Origin of the sequence: Cellulomonas sp. GbtcB1, assembly GCF_019091725.1 — a bacterium.
In the GTDB taxonomy this organism is placed as follows: Bacteria; Actinomycetota; Actinomycetes; order Actinomycetales; family Cellulomonadaceae; genus Cellulomonas.
Window position 1 is genome coordinate 1 of sequence record NZ_JAGXJG010000005.1, and the last position, 17,741, is coordinate 17,741.

Consider the following 17,741-nt stretch of genomic DNA (forward strand, 5'->3'; position numbering starts at 1 on the left):
CCCCACTCCTCGTCGTGGTAGCGCTCGTAGAGCGGGTCGCCGTCGCCGAAGCAGCGGCGGTCCGCGGGGGCGGGGAGGGTGGCGGGGGCGGCGCTGCTCGGCATGCCCCCACTCTGCCCGCCCGGTGCGAGACCCGGTCGCCGCCCTCCCCCCCCCCCCCCGCGGGCCCCCGGCGGCCCCCCCCGCCCGCCCCGCGGGCACCGACCCGGCCGCGGACGCCGCTCCCGACGCTGCGGCGACGGCGCCTACCGGCACGGGCTCGCGCACCGCAGCCGGCGCAGCCGGCGCCGCGGCTCCCGCGGACGCACCCCGCTCGCCCGCCGACGCCCCGCCGGCCGTCCCGCCCGCCCGATCCGGGTCGCCGGCGGAGCCCGCGCCCGCCACCGAGCCGAGCACCGCGGCGGCGGCCACGTCCGCGGCGCGACCCGGCACGGCGACCACCGAGGACGGCGAGCCGGGCCCGGGCACCGCCGAGCAGCACTCGGCCGCATCCGCCGAGCCCACGCGCGCCGAGCCCGCACCCGCGGAGCCCACGACCGCGCCTGCTGACCCCGCGCCCGCCGAGCCCGCACCCCGGGACGACGAGCCCGACGCCGCGGACCTCGCCGTCGCAGGGATCACGGGCGTCGGCGAGCAGCCGGCCCGCACGGAGCCCGCGCGCGACGCCGCCGACGGGACGGCCACCACCGCCGTCGCTCCCGTGCGCCGCACCAGCTCCGTGTTCGGCCGCACGACGGCCCGCGGCGCCGCCGCCTCGGCCTCGAGCGCCGCCGCACCGGCTGCCTCCCCCGCCGCCGGGGGCGCCGCACCGGCCGCCGCGGCCCCCGCCGACGGCTGGACTCCTGCCGTCCCCGCCGCCGACGAGCCGCCCGTCTTCCCGTCGTTCGGCTCCGAGCCGACCCCGGCGACCGACGTGCCCGCCGACGCCCCCGCCGACCGCCCGGAGTGGGACCTGCCCTTCCCCGCCGAGGAGCGCACCGTTCCCGTGTCACAGCGGCGCATCGACCCGACCCGCTGGGTGCTCGGCGGCGTCGCGCTGGCCGTGATCGTCGGCGTCGTCATCGCCATCGGCAACGTGCTGTCGCCGTTCAGCTCGCCGGGCGACTCGGGCACCGAGGCCGCCCCCGCGCCGGCGACGTCGGCCCCGGCCGCCGAAGCGCCCGCGGAGGAGGAGGCACCCGCCGAGGAGCAGGCGCCCGCCGCCGCGCCGCCCGTCGTCGCCGCGGTCAACAGCATCGACCCGTCCGACGGGGACGGGGAGCACGAGGAGCTGGTCGGCCGCCTCACCGACGGCGACCCGGCGACCTCCTGGTACACCCACACCTACAACCGGCCCGACTACGCCGGGTTCAAGGACGCCGTCGGCCTCGTCATCACGCTGCAGGCCCCCGCGACCGTCACGGCGATCACGCTCGACGTCAACGGGTCCGGCGGCGCCGTGGAGGTCCGGTCGACCGACGCCGCGAACCCGACGGCGGGCGACGTCCTGGCCTCCGGCGCGCTCGCGCCGCAGACCGTCCTGACCCTCGCCCAGCCGACCGAGACGCAGAGCATCGTGCTCTGGTTCCCCTCGCTCGCGCAGACGCCCGACGGCCAGAACCGCATCGAGATCACCAACCTCGCGGTGTCCTGACCCCGCCTGACCAGGCAGCACCGCGGCGCGGAACATCCCGCGCCTAGGATCTGTTCTCCGCAGCGACAGCAGAGTTCCCCGACCTCGAGGAAGCACCGTGACCGAGACCCCCGTCCGCGACATCGTCATCGTCGGCTCCGGCCCCGCCGGGTACACCGCCGCGATCTACGCGGCGCGCGCGGGCCTGGCCCCCTACGTGGTGGCCGGGTCGGTGACCGCCGGCGGCGCCCTCATGAACACCACGGACGTCGAGAACTTCCCCGGGTTCCCCGACGGCATCCTGGGCCCCGACCTCATGGACAACCTGCAGAAGCAGGCCGAGCGGTTCGGCGCCGAGGTGCTCTGGGACGACGCCGTCGAGCTCGACCTCGCCGGCCCCGTGAAGACGATCGTGACCGGCGGCGGCGAGACCATCCGCGCCCGCGCCGTCATCCTCTCGACCGGCTCCGCGTACCGCGAGCTCGGCCTGGACGACGAGAAGCGGCTCTCCGGCCGCGGCGTCTCGTGGTGCGCGACCTGCGACGGGTTCTTCTTCCGCGACCAGGACATCATCGTGGTCGGCGGCGGCGACTCGGCCGTCGAGGAGGCCACCTTCCTCACCCGGTTCGGCAAGTCGGTGACGATCGTGCACCGTCGCGACGAGCTCCGGGCGTCGAAGATCATGGCCGACCGCGCCAAGAACGACCCCAAGATCCAGTTCGCGTGGAACTCCGAGGTCGTCGGCATCCACGGCGACGAGAAGGTCACCGGCGTCACCCTGCGCGACACCGTGACCGGCGAGACCCGCGAGCACGGCGCCACCGGCGTGTTCGTCGCGATCGGCCACGTTCCGCGCACCGAGCTCCTCGCGGGCCAGGTCGACCTGGACGAGAACGGCTACATCGTCGTCGAGGGCCGGTCCACCCGGACCAACCTGCCGGGCGTGTTCGCCGCGGGTGACGCGGTCGACCACACCTACCGTCAGGCGATCACCGCCGCCGGCTCGGGCTGCTCGGCCGCGCTCGACGCGCAGCACTACCTGGCCGCGCTCGGCGACGTGGACCCGGCCTCCCCGGCCGAGATCCCCGCCGCCGTCGAGCAGGCCGACGTCGACGCCGCGGACGCGTTGGACGCGCAGGGCGCCGACACCGCCTCGGCCGCGGCCGCCGCCGGGCACTGAGCCCCGGCGTGGCCGCCGCCCTCGCGGTGACCGCCGGCACCTTCGAGCAGGAGGTGCTGCGGTCCGAGCTGCCCGTGGTCGTCGACTTCTGGGCGGACTGGTGCGTGCCGTGCCGCATGGTGACTCCCGTGCTCGAGGAGCTCGCGGTCACCTACGCGGGGCGGCTCCGTTTCGTCGCCGTCGACACCGAGGCGGAGCAGGACCTGGCCGCCCGGTACAACGTCATCTCGATCCCGACGCTGTACGTCTTCCACCAGGGCGACCTGGTCCGGACGCTGGTCGGGGCGCGCGAGAAGCGGGCCTACGCGGCCGAGATGGACGCCGCGCTGGCGGAGATCGCCACCTGGTGACGGCGCCCCGCGCCGCTCGCTGACCCCCGGAGCCTCCCCGCCCGTCCGGACGGGGAGGCTTCGTGCGCGTCCGGCGCGCCCGCGGTGGACGGGGCGGGGGGTGCCGGGAGTGGCGTGGCACACTCGGGAGATGACCGCTCTCGAGCGGCCCGACGGCATGGCGTCGGGCCCCCACCCGACTCCGGCCGCCGGCACGCGGCTCGACCGCTGGCTCGGCTCGTACGCCGAGCGCACGCACGGCATGCGCGCCTCCGAGATCCGCGCGCTGTTCGCCGTCGCGAACCGCCCCGAGGTGGTGTCGCTCGCGGGCGGCATGCCGTACCTCGAGGGCCTCCCCCTGGACGTGATCGGCGACCTCGCCCAGCGCGTCGTCGCCACCCGCGGCACCACCGCCCTGCAGTACGGCTCCGGCCAGGGCGACGAGACGCTGCGGGAGCAGATCCTCGACGTGATGCGGCTCGAGGGCATCGAGGCGCACCCCGACGACGTCGTGGTGACGACCGGCTCGCAGCAGGCGCTCGACCTCGTGACCCGGCTGTTCGTCGACCCGGGCGACGTCGTCGTCGCGGAGGCCCCGTCGTACGTCGGCGCGCTCGGCGTGTTCCGCGCGTACCAGGCCGACGTCGTGCACGTGCCCCTCGACGCGGAGGGGCTGATCCCCGAGGCGCTGGAGACCACGCTCGCCGACCTCGCACGCCAGGGCCGCCGGGTCAAGTTCCTGTACACGGTGCCGAACTTCCACAACCCGGCCGGCGTGACCCTCTCGGCCGAGCGCCGGCCGCGGATCCTCGAGATCGCGGCGCGCTACGGCGTCCTCGTGCTCGAGGACAACCCGTACGGCCTGCTCGGCTTCGACCGCGAGCCGCTCCCGGCCATGCGCTCGATGAGCGACGAGGGCGTCATCTACCTCGGATCGTTCTCCAAGACGTTCGCCCCGGGCTACCGGGTCGGCTGGGCCGTCGCGCCGCACGCCGTCCGGGAGAAGCTCGTGCTGGCCTCGGAGTCGGCGATCCTGTCGCCCTCGAACGCCTCCCAGCTGGCCATCAGCGCCTACCTGGCGACCTGCGACTGGAGGGGCCAGGTCAAGGCCTTCCGCGAGCTGTACCGCGAGCGACGGGACGCGATGATCGGCGCCCTCGCCGAGCACCTGCCCGACGCCACGTGGACGGTCCCGGACGGCGGCTTCTACACCTGGGTCCGGCTGCCCGAGGGCCTGGACGCCAAGGCCATGCTGCCCCGCGCCGTCACCGCCCGCGTCGCCTACGTGCCCGGGACGGCGTTCTACTTCGACGGGCAGGGCACCGACCACATGCGGCTGTCGTTCTGCTTCCCGACCCCGGAGCGCATCCGGGAGGGCGTCCGCCGGCTGGCGGGCGTCGTCTCGGCCGAGAGCGAGCTCGTGTCGCTGTTCGGCACCGGCGGCGGCGCATCGCGCGGCGACGTGCAGTCCCCGGGCCCCGACCTGGCCTGACGCGGGGCGCGACCGGTCGCGGCCCGCGACCCGGTACGGTCGGGGCGGCGCCCGCTGCCCGCGCACCGGCACCACACCGCCCGTCCACGACCGGCCCCTGCGGCCGCACCAGGAGGACCCGAACCGTGCCGCACGACCCCGTCCCCGCCTCTCCGCGCGTCGTCGTCCTGGCGGGCGGCCTGTCGCACGAGCGGGACGTCTCGATCCGCTCGGGCCGGCGGGTGGCCGAGGCGCTGCGCACCGCCGGGGTCGACGTGTCCGTGCACGACGTCGACGCCGATCTGGTGCCCGCTCTCGCCGAGACCCGCCCGGACCTCGTGTGGCCGCTGCTGCACGGCGCGAGCGGCGAGGACGGCTCGGTGCGCGACGTCCTCGAGCTGCTGGACGTGCCGAGCCTCGGCACCGGCCCCCGTGCGAGCCGGGTCGCCTGGAGCAAGCCGATCGCCAAGACGACCGTCACCCGGGCGGGCATCGCGACGCCCGAGTTCGTCACGCTGCCCCAGAGCCTGTTCCGGGAGCTCGGCGCGGGCCGCGTCATGGACGCGGTGGTGGCGAAGCTGGGCCTGCCGCTCGTGGTGAAGCCCTCACGGGGCGGCTCCGCGCTCGGTGTGACCCTCGTCCGCACCGCCGAGGAGCTGCCCGGCGCGATGGTCGCCTGCTTCGCCTACGGCGACACCGCGCTGATCGAGCGCGCCGTCGAGGGCGTCGAGGTGGCCGTCGGCGTCGTCGAGCTGGACGGCTCCCCCGTCGCGCTGCCGGCCGTGGAGGTCGTCACCGACGGGCCCTACGACTACGACGCCCGGTACAACCCCGGCCGCACGGAGTACTTCGCCCCGGCCCGCCTCACCGACGACCTCGCGGCGCGGGCCGCCGAGGCCGCGGTGCTCGCGCACCAGGTGCTCGGCCTGCGGCACCTGTCCCGCACGGACCTCATCATCGACGCGGACGGGCAGCCGTGGTTCCTCGAGGTGAACGTCGCCCCGGGCATGACGGAGACGTCGCTGTTCCCGCAGGGCGCCGAGGCCGGCGGGCACCACCTGCCGACGCTGTACCGGCGGCTCGTCGAGGCGGGGCTGTCGGGCCGCTGAGGGCGCCCAGGCCCCGCAGGAGCCGCACGACGAGGCGCCGGCACCCCGGGGAGGGGTGCCGGCGCCTCGTGGCGTCAGCGGGGCGCTGAGCGGCGCTCGGACCGGCCGGGGCGCCCGCGTCGCGCCCGGCGGTCAGGAGCGCAGGATGCCCGGGTCGTCGGGCGCGAGGCTCGACAGGATGCGGTTGAGGTCCTGCACCGAGGCGAACTCCACCGTGAGCTTGCCCCGCTGCTTGCCGAGGTCGACCTTCACCCGGGTCTCGAAGCGGTCGGAGAGCCGGCTGGCGAGGTCGTCCAGCGCCTCGTTCCGCAGCCCGGCGCGCGGACGGCGCTGCTTGGGCTTCCCGCCCTCCGCCCCGAGCGCGACGATCTCCTCCACCGCCCGCACGGACAGCCCCTCGGCCACGATGCGCTGCGCGAGGCGCTCGATCGCCGCGCCGTCGCTCAGGCCCAGCAGCGCGCGGGCGTGGCCGGCGGACAGCACGCCCGCGGCGACCCGGCGCTGCACGAGCGGGGGCAGCCGGAGCAGGCGCAGCGTGTTGGAGATCTGCGGGCGGGAGCGGTGGATCCGCTGCGCCAGCTCGTCGTGCGTGCAGCCGAAGTCGTCCAGCAGCTGCTGGTACGCGGCCGCCTCCTCCAGCGGGTTGAGCTGGGACCGGTGCAGGTTCTCCAGCAGCGCGTCGCGCAGCAGGTCCCCGTCCTCGGTCTGCCGCACGATCGCGGGGATGGTCTCGAGGCCGGCCGCCTGGGTCGCGCGCCAGCGCCGCTCCCCCATGATGAGCTCGTAGCGGTCGTCGACGGCGCGCACCACGACGGGCTGCAGCACGCCGATCTCGCGGATGGATCCCACGAGCTCGTCCAGCGCGTCCTCGTCGAAGACCGATCGCGGCTGCCGCGGGTTCGGCCGGATGGCCGTCACCGGGAGGTCCGCGAAGGTCGCGCCGGGGACGGGGACGAGGTCGTCGACCTCGGCGGTGGGCGGCATCGGGGGCACGGGGACAGCGGCGGGGTCCGCCTCGACGGCGCGCTCGGCGGCCGTGCGGGCCCGGGCGCGCGTGGGCTGCCGCACCGTGAGCGACGGGACGCCCTTGCGGCCGTTGGACCGGGTGGTGGGGGCCGGGGGCGCCTCCGCTACGGGCGCATCGACCGTTGCGTGACCGTTCACGCTGGTCAGAGCGTCGGAGCGGCCGTCGCGAGCCCCGCTGCCGTCCGGCGTCGGCCGACCGTCGCGGTCGTCCGAGGTCGTGCGGTCCGGGAAGAAGACGTCGACGGGCCGGTCCCCCTCGCGGGGCTCCGCCCCGGTGGGGATGAGCGCTCCCAGGCCGCGCCCGAGACCTCGCCGCTTCTCGCTCACGCGTCCTCCTTCTTCCGGTCGGCCGTGGTGCCGCGCTCGGCGAGCTCGCGTGCCGCCTCCAGGTAGGCCAGCGCGCCGCTCGAGCCGGGATCGTACGTCAGGACGGTCTGCCCGTAGGACGGCGCCTCCGAGACGCGCACCGACCGGGGCACCGTCGTCCGGAGGGTCTTGTCGGGGAAGTGCTCCCGGACCTCCTGCGCCACCTGCTGCGCGAGGTTGGTCCGGCCGTCGTACATGGTGAGCAGGATCGTGGACACGTGCAGCCCGCGGTTCAGGTGCGCCTGGATCAGCTCGATCGATTTGAGGAGCTGGCTCAGACCCTCCAGCGCGTAGTACTCGCACTGGATCGGGATGAGCACCTCGTCGCCCACGACGAACGCGTTGACGGTGAGCAGGCCGAGGCTCGGCGGGCAGTCCACGAGCACGTAGTCGATCCGGGGCTCGCCCCGCCGGTCGCGCTCCTCCAGGTAGGCGTGCACCGCGTTCCGGAGGCGCGTCTCGCGCGCCACCATCGACACCAGCTCGATCTCCGCGCCGGAGAGGTCGATCGTCGCCGGGGCGCACCAGAGGTTCGGCACGTCAGGGCTGGGGTACACCGCCTCGGAGAGCGGCGTGCCGTCCACGAGGACGTCGTACACCGAGGTCACGCCGGCCCGGTGGTCCACCCCCAGGGCCGTCGACGCGTTGCCCTGCGGGTCGTTGTCGATGACCAGGACGTGCAGGCCGGACTGGGCCAGGGCCGCGGCGAGGTTCACCGTGGTGGTGGTCTTGCCCACGCCGCCCTTCTGGTTCGCGACCGTGATCACCCGGGTGCGGTCGGGCCGGGGGAAGGTGCGGCCCCGCAGCTCGATGCGGCGGCGCGCGTCCTGACGCAGCTCCGCCATCAGGGGCGTGTCCTCGTCCGCGGGCGGCAGGCTCTCGACGAGCGCCGCGCGCCGCCGCTCGTCCGGGTCCTCGATCTCCCAGCGGGTCGGGTTGGTCGTCACGCGCCCTGTCCCTTCGTCGAGCGGCGCGGTCGGCGCGACCGGCCCTCCGTTCCACGTGAAACACGCGCCGGCGGGGCCGCGGACGCGGTGCCGGTGCTCGTGCGGGTCACCACGACCACGCTCGTCGGTTCCAGACCAGGCAGCGTGGGCGCGACCTCGATGGCCGCGGGCCCCCCGCCGAACCGCTCCCCGACCTGGACGGCAGCCTCCGCCTCGTCCTGCGCGCGGCCGCCCTTGAGCGCGACGAGACGACCGCCGACCCTGAGGAGCGGCAGCGTCCAGGGGTACAGCTTGTCCAGGGCCGCGACGGCGCGGGCCGTGACGGCGTCCGCCTGCAGCGCGCCCACCTGGTCCTCCGCCCGTCCGCGGAGGACGCGCGCGTTCGGGAGGCCGAGGGTCTGGACGACCTCCGTCAGCCAGTCCGTGCGACGCTCCATGGGCTCCAGGAGCACGACCTCGGCGGCGGGCCGCATCGCGGCGACGACGATCCCCGGGAGGCCGGCACCGCTGCCGACGTCGACGATGGTCCCGGTCTCCGGGAGGAACGGCGCCACGGCAGCCGAGTTCACGAGGTGCCGCTCCCAGAGGCGCGCGACCTCCCGCGGTCCGACGAGGCCGCGGAGGACGCCCTGGTCGCGCAGCATCGCGTGGAACCCGTCGACGGCGGGCCAGGCCGCGCCGAAGTGTTCAGGCAGGCGGGGGTCGCCGTCCAACGGGTCGACGGGCGCGTCGGGGCGCTCGTCGTCGCGCGCGGGGGCGGACTCAGGCCGCACAGCACTCCCCTGGTCTCGGGATCGGGTGGTGCGCGGTGGCCTGTTCGGAACCGGTGCGCACGTGATGCGTCTACGGTACCGCGCGGGTCCGACGCACCCTGCGCTCGTGGAGGCCGTGGCGCGGTGCTGTTCCACGTGGAACGGGGATCGACGGACGCGGCACCGGCAGGGCCGGCCCTGTCCGCCTGCAGCCGGGCTGGGCGGCTACGCGGAGAAGCCTTCACACGGGCGAAGATCGGCATTCGCCGCGGGCCGCCCGAGCGCGATGACTGTGCGACGCGTCGTCCGACGGCGCTGACCCACGTAGGTCAGGCTGTTCCACGTGAAACGCGGAGCGACGGACCCGCCCCGCGGCACTCGTATTTGCCGGCAGGCATCAGGGGCGTCCGCTTTGCGGCCCGCCGTGTCCCCTGACCGGCCGCGATCAGTGCTGTTTCACGTGGAACGGTCAGAAGCACGGCGACTGACCACCGAGCCCGCGCCCGCGCCGCGGCCACGGTGACGACAACGGTGACGGTGACGGCGACGGCGACCGCGACAGGGACAGGGACTGGGACAGGGACGGCTGGTCGGCCACCGTCGCTCACCACACCAGATGGGGGCGTACCAATGCCGATCCGCTGTCCGATCCCTCTCAGACGTCACCGGGCAGGGGCGGCCGCTCCGAACAGTGTGCACCGAGCGGGACGAGCACCGACGGGCGGCCTCCCCCCGGCCCGACTCCCCACGCGGTCGCGAGCGAAGGGTCCACGTGAAACGCACCGTCGGTGCCGATGCCAGAGACACCGTGTCTGATGCCGGCAGCTCCCCTCGCGCCCGTCAGCCCGCTGAGCAGGCTCACCACCAGGCGTGGCAACCCGTGACCTGCCCGGGGAGAGTCGGGGTACGGACGCCGGGCTGAGGGACTCTCCCCCACCCACCGATGCGAAAGGTCCCTCTCCGCCCGCCCTGGCTCAGCAGTCCGGGGGGCCCGCGCCGTCAGCACACGCCAGCGGACGCAGGGGTCAGCAGGCGCAGGAGACCAGCAGCGCAGGACGAGCCCACCGAACGCACCGCTGGCGCAGCAGGCGCGGCACGGCCCGACGAACGCGGCACCCGCTGGCACGCGCAACACGGGCCAGCACGCGCGGCAAGGGCCACCAGAGACGGCGCCGGCTGACCTTCCGACGCGCCAGACCACACGCCGCGCCGTGGTCGTCGCTGATCCACGTGGAACAGCGGACCGGGCGGACCGGGCGGCGCTCGGTCCGGATGACGCCGACGGTCGCAGTCGGACCCGGTGCGACCTTGCTGGTCGCGGCGAGCCGGCTGACGGGACGCTCAGACCCCGCTCCGCGACCAGCCCGCCCGCACCGGGGCAACACCACCGTGGAGCTCCGCGCACCGGCGCGCACCTCTCGCTCGCGTGCTTTCCCGGCCCGCGACGACGTCTGCCCGCCGGGCGAGAGCCCGTACGCCGCCGCGTCGAGGGTCGGCCGACCGACCCGGACCCGGCCGGCGCTCTCGCGTCGGCGCGTGACGGTCACCGCGGGAGTCCCGATGCGGTACCGGTCGGTCCGCGGGGACGCCGGTCCGTCGGCGTGCGGCTGCCGACCGGCTTGCGGGAGGAGCTCGAGACTCGACCTCTGCGTCGTCCCGACGAGTAGCCGTTCCACGGCTGGAACGGGCGCGGGAATCGCGCCTGGGTTCGGAACGCGGGCGGGGCACGAGCCCTCGGTCCCCCGGAGAACCGAACTCCATCGGTCGAACGCGCGTTCCACGTGGAACACCATGGCGCGCAGCTCGCGCCCCTGCGCGTCCAGAACCAGAGGGTCGCCCCCGCATGGTCCTGCACCGCCGGGAGGTGCCCTCGAGCGGACCCACGCCGGCAGCGTGGGCACCTGGCGTCACCGCGAGAGCGCTGCGTCCGCCTCGCCCCGAAGACCGCCCGACCCCGAGCCAGCACGCCGAGCATCCGCGGCAGGGCAGTCGAGCGCCAACGCGACGCATCCGAGTGACCAGGGCGACCGACCGAGCCGAGCGACGACCTCGCCCGACGCCGAGGAGCCCGCCTGCACGGCAACGACACGCACGCCGCGCTGACGGGTCACACGCCACACCGCCTCGGCATCCTCGCCGCTCGCGCCGACGAACCGCCGCACGTCGCCGCCTGGCGCTGGCGGCTACCCGAGCACGATCGAGTCTCTGCGGCGTCATGTGGCAGCAACTGCCCGGCCGACCCGTGTCCGCCGTTCCTTTACCTACGAACGACTTCTCTCAGAGCCGCTGAGAGGCCTCTCCCGGGAAGCACGAGAGGCCGGTCCCCCTCGGGACCGGCCTCTCGTCGGCTCCTGCCGAACCGCGTCGCGAGCCTCAGCTCGCCGGCTTCACCACCACGTACCGCTCGGGCTCCACGCCCTCCGAGTCCGAGGTCAGCCCGGCGGCGGCGACGGCGTCGTGCACGACCTTCCGCTCGAACGGGTTCATCGGGTCGAGCGACACCGCGGCGCCGGACGACCGCACCTCCGCGATCGCCTCCTCGGCCACCTTGACGAGCTCGGTCTTGCGACCGGCCCGGTACCCGGCGACGTCGAGCATGAGCCGGCTGCGGTCGCCGGTCTTCGCCTGGACCGCGAGCCGGGTCAGCTCCTGCAGGGCGTCGAGCACCTCGCCGTCCTCGCCGACCAGCTTGCGGAGCGCACGCTCGGCGCCCGCCTCCGCGACGATCTCGACGGCGGCGCGGCCGTGGTCGACGTCGATGTCGATGTCGCCGTCGAGATCGGCGATGTCGAGCAGCTCCTCGAGGTAGTCCGCCGCGATCTCGCCCTCTTCCTCGAGGCGGGTCACGGCGCCGGCCTCACCGGCGGCGTCGGTGTGGGTCATGTGGGGCTCTCCTTGCTGGGAGGGTCGGGGTCGCGCCGGGGCGCGGAGGTCTCAGTCGTCGGTCGAGGTACCCGGCGAGGTGGAGCCGGGGCGGGTCTGCGCCGACCCGCCGGCGCCCTGGCCGGTGCCGCTCCGCTTCTTCTTGCCCGAGGACGCCTGGCTCGACCCGGCAGCACCGGCGGGCTTCCCGCCCGCCGCGGAGCCCGACCCGGACGCCTTCGGCGTCCCGCCCTTGCCCGCCGCGCCGGCAGCGGGATCGCCGGCCTTCGCCGCGCCGCCCGTCGCGCCCGACGTCGGGGCCGGGGCGCTGCCCGCCGCCGCACCCGGGGTGCCGGCGGGTCGCTGCTTCTTCGCGCGCGCCTTGCCCACGGGCTGCTGCCGCTGCCCGCCGACCGGCTTCTCCTCGATGGTGAGGGTGTCGGACTCCTCGATGGAGACGCCCTTGTGCGACGCCTTCTTCGCCTGGCGCGCCTTGAGCGCGGCCTCGGCCTGCGACCCCGGCGCCGGCATCTTCCGGATCGTGTAGAACTGCTGACCCATCGACCACAGGTTGGTGGTGGTCCAGTAGATGAGGACACCGATCGGGAAGTTCACGCCGGAGAAGGCGAAGATCAGCGGGAAGACGTACATGAGCATCTTCTGCTGCTGCGCCATCGGGCCCTCGAGGGCGGCCGGCGGCATGTTCTTCATGGTGAGCTGGCGCTGCGTCGTGAAGGTCGTGAGCGACATCGCGACGACGAGGATGATCGTCACCCAGCGGACGTTCGACGCCGCGGTGCCGAACTCGGCCGCGTTCATGAACGTCGCGGACAGCGGGGCGCCGAGGATCGTGGCGCTCTCCGCCTGGGCCGCGAGCTCCTGGGTGAGCGGTCCGAGGTTGGGCCGCGGGTAGTCGCCGGCCGCGAGCTGCGGCAGCGAGTTGAGCACCCGGAAGAGCGCGAAGAAGATCGGCGACTGGGCCAGGATCGGCAGGCAGGACGAGAACGGGTTCGTGCCGTGCTTGCGGTACAGCTCCATCGTCTCGCGGCTCATGGCCTCGCGGGACGCCGGATCGGTCTTGCCCTTGTACTTCGCCTGGATCTTCTTCATGTCCGGCGCGAGCATCTGCATGCCGCGGGACGCCTTGATCTGCTTGAAGAACAGCGGGATCAGGATGATCCGCATCACGATCACGAGGCCGACGATCGAGAAGCCCCACGCGGCGCCGCCGGCGGGGTCGAGGCCCAGCCACGTCAGCAGCGAGTGGAACTGGACCATGATCCAGGCGACAGCGACCATGATCGGGTACAGCAGGCCGTCGAACCAGCTCATCGGGGAACTCTCCAGGTGATCAGTGCGCGGAGGCGACCGCGCCGTGCGGGTGTCGACGGTGCGACCCCGCCGGTGGAACGTCGTCGACGCCGCCCGGGTTCCACGGGTTGCAGCGCAGGATGCGCCAGACGGCCAGCCGCGTGCCCCGGATCACGCCGTGCCGCTCGAGGGCGATCACGGCGTACGCGGAGCACGACGGGTAGAACCGGCACGTCGGCGGGGTGAGCGGGGACAGGAAGCGCTGGTACCCGCGGATCAGCAGGACGAGCACGCGGCGCGGCAGCCGCACCGCGGCGCGCACGGCCCGGGCGACGGCACCGCGCCCCTCCCGCTCGGCGGTCATCGGGACGCGCCCGGAGCGGGAGCGGCCCGCTCGGCTCGCCGCCGGGACGCGGTCCGCAGCGCCCCGTCGAGCTCGCGCCCGAGCGTCGCGTAGTCGGCCTCGGCGGCGGGTGCGAGCGCACGCACCACCAGGTCCGCGTCCGCCGGCAGGGTGCCGAGCCGCTCGGTGGCCAGGGCGCGCAGGCGCCGCTTGACCCGGTTCCGGGTCACGGCGTTGCCCACGCCCTTGGACACGACGAAACCGACCGCCGGACCAGGTCCGGGGTCGGTTCGCGTCACGAGGTGCACCACCAGCGTGCTCCGCCCGGCCCGCGCACCACCGCGCACGGCCCGCTCGAAGTCGGCGGACCGGCGCATCCGGTGCGCGGCGGGCAGCACCGCGTCGGGTGGGTCAGGCCGACAGCTCGGCGCGACCCTTGCGCCGGCGGGCGGCGAGGATCGCGCGGCCGGCACGCGTCCGCATGCGCAGACGGAAGCCGTGGGTCTTGGCGCGACGCCGGTTGTTCGGCTGGAAGGTCCGCTTGCTCACGATGGTCTCCAAGTACTTCGGTACATCGGCCGACGTCCGGCCAGGTCTCGGTGCCCGTTGCTCGACTGCTCCGGTACCCACGTCATCGGACGCGGCCGACGTCAGGGCACGCCAGCAGGAGCCATCTCAAGGCTGGTCAACGTTACGTCGCCCGCGCGCAGGGGTCAAACCGCGAGGCCCGCGGCCCGGGGCGGATCGGGTCATCCCTCTCCCGCGCGGTCGGGGCGGCTACTAGCATCGTCCCCCGACGCGTCCCGCAGCAACCCGGTCCCCACCCCGTGGACAGAGCCGGCCGGCCCTGTGGACAGCGCCGCACCCGGACCCCCGGTCGCGCCACGGCGAGCCCGAGATCCTGCGTGATCCACCGTCGCGCACAGGTGTGGACAAGTCTGTGGACACGTCACCGGGGCGTGCGACACTCGACCACGCGACTCACGACGGCAGCGAGGTACAGGTGTCAGGACAGGACGATCAGCTCACGCAGGTCTGGTCGGCCGCGATGGCGCAGCTCGAGGTGAGCCCCGACATCACGCCGCGCCAGCTCGCCTTCGTGCGCCTGGCCAAGCCGCTCGGCCTGCTCGACGGCACGATGCTGCTCGCGGTCGGCAACGACCTCACCAAGGACTACCTGGAGACCCGCGTCCGCCAGGAGGTCTCCGACGCGCTGGCGGCCGCGCTCGGCCGCGACGCCCGGTTCGCGATCACGGTCGACCCGTCGCTCGAGACCGGCGACGCCGGGCTCGCGACCGCCCCGCCGGCCCGCGGGCCGGAGTCCGGGGCCACCCCGGTCGTCGCGCACGCCGCCACCGGCCACCCGAGCACCGGGGACTCGGCTCAGGTCGAGCCGGCCCGCGCCGAGCCGTTCCGCCGCGAGCCCGCGGGCCCCACCCCGAGCGTGGAGCCCGCGCGGCTGAACCCGAAGTACCTGTTCGAGACCTTCGTCATCGGCTCGTCCAACCGGTTCGCGCACGCCGCGGCGGTCGCGGTCGCCGAGGCTCCGGCCAAGGCCTACAACCCGCTGTTCATCTACGGGGACTCCGGGCTGGGCAAGACCCACCTGCTGCACGCGATCGGCCACTACGCCCGGAACCTCTACCCCTCGGTGCGCGTGCGCTACGTGAACTCCGAGGAGTTCACCAACGACTTCATCAACTCCATCTCCGAGGGCAAGGCGGGCGCGTTCCAGCGCCGCTACCGCGAGGTGGACGTGCTCCTCATCGACGACATCCAGTTCCTGCAGGGCAAGGAGCAGACGATGGAGGAGTTCTTCCACACGTTCAACACCCTGCACAACGCCAACAAGCAGATCGTGCTGACGTCCGACCTGCCGCCCAAGCAGCTCAACGGCTTCGAGGACCGGATGCGCTCGAGGTTCGAGTGGGGCCTCATCACGGACGTCCAGCCGCCGGACCTCGAGACCCGCATCGCGATCCTGAGGAAGAAGTCGGCCAACGACAAGCTCCAGGCGCCGGACGACGTGCACGAGTACATCGCGTCGAAGATCTCGACCAACATCCGCGAGCTCGAGGGCGCGCTGATCCGGGTGACCGCGTTCGCGAACCTCAACCGGCAGCAGGTCGACCTGTCGCTGGCGGAGATCGTGCTCAAGGACCTGATCACCGACGACGACCAGGCCGACATCACCGCGACGGCCGTCATCGGCCAGACCGCGGCGTACTTCGGCCTGACCATCGAGGACCTGTGCGGCTCCTCGCGGTCCCGGGTGCTGGTGACGGCCCGGCAGATCGCCATGTACCTCTGCCGCGAGCTGACCGACCTGTCGCTGCCCAAGATCGGTCAGGCGTTCGGCGGCCGCGACCACACCACGGTCATGCACGCGAACCGCAAGATCCGCGAGCTGATGGCCGAGCGCCGCTCGATCTTCAACCAGGTCACCGAGCTGACCAACCGGATCAAGCAGGAGAGCCGCGGCTGAGCCCCGCCCCGGCACCCCGCAGCACCCCGCAGCACCCTTGACGACCCGCCCCGGCACCGGCCGGCGGCGGGTCGTCGTCGTCCCGTGCCCGCAGGGCGCAGGAATCAGGCCTGGGACGAATGTGCACACCTGTGGACACGTCTGTGGAAACCGGTGGACGACCCCCAGGATTCGTGTGGACGGATCCTGCGGTCACGGTGGACGGAGAAGGACGCCTGGAGCACTGTCCACGTCCGACGGCGTCGTCCCCAACCGGTCCACAACCGTCGTGCACACGCCGCTCGACACGCTGACCAGCACGAAGACCCGCAATCCCCAGAGTGCACAGAAGCGACGATGACGACGACCGATCCCTAGAAGAGAGATCCACAGCCCGTCAGTGCCCTGCCGGGCCGACCGAGCACCGACCGGACCGACCCTCGACCGGTCCGGAGACGGAGCCCAGGACGAGTTGGCTTGTGCACGACCTCCGAGGCCCGGAATCCTTCGTCCAGGGCCGTCGTGCGCAGGACCCACGGAGTCGTGCCCTCCGACGCGGCGGCACGGGCGCCGCTCTCGTGCCCTCCTGGCGAACGTTCCGGGCCGCTCGCAGCCGTCCACAACCCGTCCCGGCTTCGGTACCGGAGCCCTGGTCACTCGCGTAGTGTTCGGGGCGACCCCTGCCCTCCCACGGCCTGGGTCGTTCAGCACCGCACGGGATCCCCGCGATCCCCCAGACCGAGAGGGTGGGGCATGAAGTTCCGCGTCGAACGTGACGTCCTCGCAGAAGCCGTCACGTGGATCGCTCGCAGCCTGCCCACCCGCCCGCCGGTCCCGGTGCTCGCCGGCGTGCGCATCGAGGCCGAGGCCGACGGCACGCTCCGCCTGGCCTCCTTCGACTACGAGGTGTCGGCGCGCTCGGAGATCCCCGCGGACGTGAGCGAGCCCGGCACGGTGCTGGTGTCGGGTCGCCTGCTCGCGGAGATCTCCCGCGCGCTGCCGAACAAGCCGGTCGACGTGCAGCTCGACGGCACCAAGGTGTCGGTCACCTGCGGCGCGAGCCGGTTCACGCTGCTCACCATGCCGGTCGAGGACTACCCGCAGCTCCCGGCGATGCCCGCGCTCACGGGCACGGTGAACGGCGACGAGATGACCCGCGCCGTCGCCCAGGTGACGGTCGCCGCCAGCCGCGACGACACCCTCCCCCTGCTGACCGGCGTGCGTGTCGAGATCGAGGGCGAGAAGGTCACCCTGCTCGCGACCGACCGGTACCGCCTGGCGCTGCGCGAGCTCCGCTGGCACCCGTCCGACCCCGGGGTCTCCGAGGTCGCGCTGGTCCGCGCGCGCACGCTGTCGGACGCCGCCAAGTCGCTCGGTGCCTCCGGCTCGGTGAACGTCGGCCTCGCCACCGGCCAGGGCGTCGACCTCATCGGCTTCGAGGCCGGCGGCCGGCACACCACGTCGCTGCTCGTCGACGGCGACTACCCGGCCGTGCGCCGGCTGTTCCCGGACGAGTCGCCGATCCACGCGGTCGTGAACACCCAGCTGCTGGCGGACGCCGCCAAGCGCGTCGCGCTCGTCGCGGAGCGGAACACCCCGATCCGCCTGACGTTCACCGACGGCCAGGTCGTGCTCGACGCCGGCCAGGGCGACGACGCGCAGGCGTCCGAGGCGCTCGAGGCGACGCTGGTCGGCGAGGACATCGCCGTCGCGTTCAACCCCCAGTTCCTGCTCGACGGCCTGGGCGCCCTGACGACGTCGTTCGTGCGGCTGTCGTTCACGCACCCGAACAAGCCGGTCGAGTTCACCGGCCAGGAGTCGCTCGAGGGCGAGGACCTCAAGGAGTACCGCTACCTGCTGGTCCCCATCCGCTTCGCGTCCTGACGCGAGGGCGCGCCCGGTCACGGCCGGGCGCGCACCGGGTGTGACCTGCGAGACGAGCCCACCGGTCGTCAGCACCCTCGTCGCC

At 74.1% G+C, this 17,741-nt stretch carries 15 protein-coding genes; 7 read left to right on the forward strand and 8 right to left on the reverse strand.

Translation table 11 applies throughout. The features are described 5' to 3' along the window. Positions 1 to 124 precede the first annotated feature (124 nt). From KVT14_RS03065 to KVT14_RS03085, 5 genes are all read left to right on the forward strand, one after another. On the forward strand, positions 125 to 1,633 hold the full coding sequence (locus KVT14_RS03065) for a hypothetical protein (protein ID WP_217614320.1): 1,509 nt from the start codon (positions 125 to 127) through the stop codon (positions 1,631 to 1,633). Positions 1,634 to 1,730: 97 nt separating this feature from the next. Beyond that, positions 1,731 to 2,792 (forward strand): thioredoxin-disulfide reductase, encoded by a 1,062-nt coding sequence (gene trxB, locus KVT14_RS03070; protein WP_154727666.1) that lies wholly within the window; start codon positions 1,731 to 1,733, stop codon positions 2,790 to 2,792. An 8-nt stretch (positions 2,793 to 2,800) separates the two neighbouring features. After that, positions 2,801 to 3,142: a thioredoxin gene (trxA, locus tag KVT14_RS03075; protein ID WP_217614321.1), complete on the forward strand. Its 342-nt coding sequence runs from the start codon at positions 2,801 to 2,803 to the stop codon at positions 3,140 to 3,142. 130 nt (positions 3,143 to 3,272) lie between these two features. Then, positions 3,273 to 4,613 (forward strand): PLP-dependent aminotransferase family protein, encoded by a 1,341-nt coding sequence (locus KVT14_RS03080; protein ID WP_254630312.1) that lies wholly within the window; start codon positions 3,273 to 3,275, stop codon positions 4,611 to 4,613. Positions 4,614 to 4,738: 125 nt separating this feature from the next. Beyond that, on the forward strand, positions 4,739 to 5,701 hold the full coding sequence (locus KVT14_RS03085) for a D-alanine--D-alanine ligase (protein WP_217614322.1): 963 nt from the start codon (positions 4,739 to 4,741) through the stop codon (positions 5,699 to 5,701). Between the two features lie 132 nt (positions 5,702 to 5,833). On the opposite strand, the gene KVT14_RS03090 is transcribed toward KVT14_RS03085, so the two are convergent. From KVT14_RS03090 to rpmH, 8 genes are all read right to left on the reverse strand, one after another. Next, on the reverse strand, positions 5,834 to 7,054 hold the full coding sequence (locus KVT14_RS03090) for a ParB/RepB/Spo0J family partition protein (protein ID WP_217614323.1): 1,221 nt from the start codon (positions 7,052 to 7,054) through the stop codon (positions 5,834 to 5,836). Next, a complete protein-coding gene (locus KVT14_RS03095; RefSeq protein WP_305764248.1) occupies positions 7,051 to 8,040 on the reverse strand; it encodes an AAA family ATPase in 990 nt (329 codons plus the stop codon). The genes KVT14_RS03090 and KVT14_RS03095 overlap by 4 nt, the downstream gene beginning before the upstream one ends. After that, entirely contained in the window at positions 8,037 to 8,813 is a 777-nt protein-coding gene (gene rsmG, locus KVT14_RS03100; RefSeq protein ID WP_308160858.1) for a 16S rRNA (guanine(527)-N(7))-methyltransferase RsmG, read from the reverse strand. The genes KVT14_RS03095 and rsmG overlap by 4 nt, the downstream gene beginning before the upstream one ends. 2,352 nt (positions 8,814 to 11,165) lie before the next feature. Then, positions 11,166 to 11,675, reverse strand: coding sequence for a R3H domain-containing nucleic acid-binding protein (locus KVT14_RS03105; protein ID WP_217614324.1), 510 nt, complete (start codon positions 11,673 to 11,675; stop codon positions 11,166 to 11,168). 51 nt (positions 11,676 to 11,726) lie between these two features. Further along, positions 11,727 to 12,986, reverse strand: coding sequence for a membrane protein insertase YidC (yidC, locus tag KVT14_RS03110; RefSeq protein ID WP_217614325.1), 1,260 nt, complete (start codon positions 12,984 to 12,986; stop codon positions 11,727 to 11,729). A gap of 19 nt (positions 12,987 to 13,005) precedes the next feature. Next, positions 13,006 to 13,329 (reverse strand): membrane protein insertion efficiency factor YidD, encoded by a 324-nt coding sequence (gene yidD, locus KVT14_RS03115; RefSeq protein ID WP_217614326.1) that lies wholly within the window; start codon positions 13,327 to 13,329, stop codon positions 13,006 to 13,008. Beyond that, the gene (gene rnpA / locus KVT14_RS03120; RefSeq protein ID WP_217614327.1) at positions 13,326 to 13,706 is read right to left on the reverse strand and encodes a ribonuclease P protein component; all 381 of its coding nucleotides are present in this window, start codon (positions 13,704 to 13,706) and stop codon (positions 13,326 to 13,328) included. The genes yidD and rnpA overlap by 4 nt, the downstream gene beginning before the upstream one ends. A 13-nt stretch (positions 13,707 to 13,719) precedes the next feature. Next, on the reverse strand, positions 13,720 to 13,857 hold the full coding sequence (gene rpmH / locus KVT14_RS03125) for a 50S ribosomal protein L34 (RefSeq protein WP_010849920.1): 138 nt from the start codon (positions 13,855 to 13,857) through the stop codon (positions 13,720 to 13,722). 499 nt (positions 13,858 to 14,356) lie between these two features. On the opposite strand from rpmH, the gene dnaA reads away from it, so the two are divergent. Together dnaA and dnaN are read left to right on the forward strand one after the other, a co-directional pair. Next, entirely contained in the window at positions 14,357 to 15,793 is a 1,437-nt protein-coding gene (gene dnaA, locus KVT14_RS03130; RefSeq protein WP_217614398.1) for a chromosomal replication initiator protein DnaA, read from the forward strand. A gap of 732 nt (positions 15,794 to 16,525) precedes the next feature. Continuing rightward, the gene (dnaN, locus tag KVT14_RS03135; RefSeq protein WP_147795083.1) at positions 16,526 to 17,656 is read left to right on the forward strand and encodes a DNA polymerase III subunit beta; all 1,131 of its coding nucleotides are present in this window, start codon (positions 16,526 to 16,528) and stop codon (positions 17,654 to 17,656) included. Positions 17,657 to 17,741 lie beyond the last annotated feature (85 nt).

Coding starts and splice junctions, on each gene's coding strand:
- KVT14_RS03080 (WP_254630312.1), top strand. CDS start 3,273: ATGACCGCTCTCGAGCGGCCCGACGGCATGGCGTCGGGCCCCCACCCG.
- KVT14_RS03105 (WP_217614324.1), bottom strand. CDS start 11,675: ATGACCCACACCGACGCCGCCGGTGAGGCCGGCGCCGTGACCCGCCTC.
- yidC (WP_217614325.1), bottom strand. CDS start 12,986: ATGAGCTGGTTCGACGGCCTGCTGTACCCGATCATGGTCGCTGTCGCC.
- yidD (WP_217614326.1), bottom strand. CDS start 13,329: ATGACCGCCGAGCGGGAGGGGCGCGGTGCCGTCGCCCGGGCCGTGCGC.
- dnaA (WP_217614398.1), top strand. CDS start 14,357: ATGGCGCAGCTCGAGGTGAGCCCCGACATCACGCCGCGCCAGCTCGCC.
- dnaN (WP_147795083.1), top strand. CDS start 16,526: ATGAAGTTCCGCGTCGAACGTGACGTCCTCGCAGAAGCCGTCACGTGG.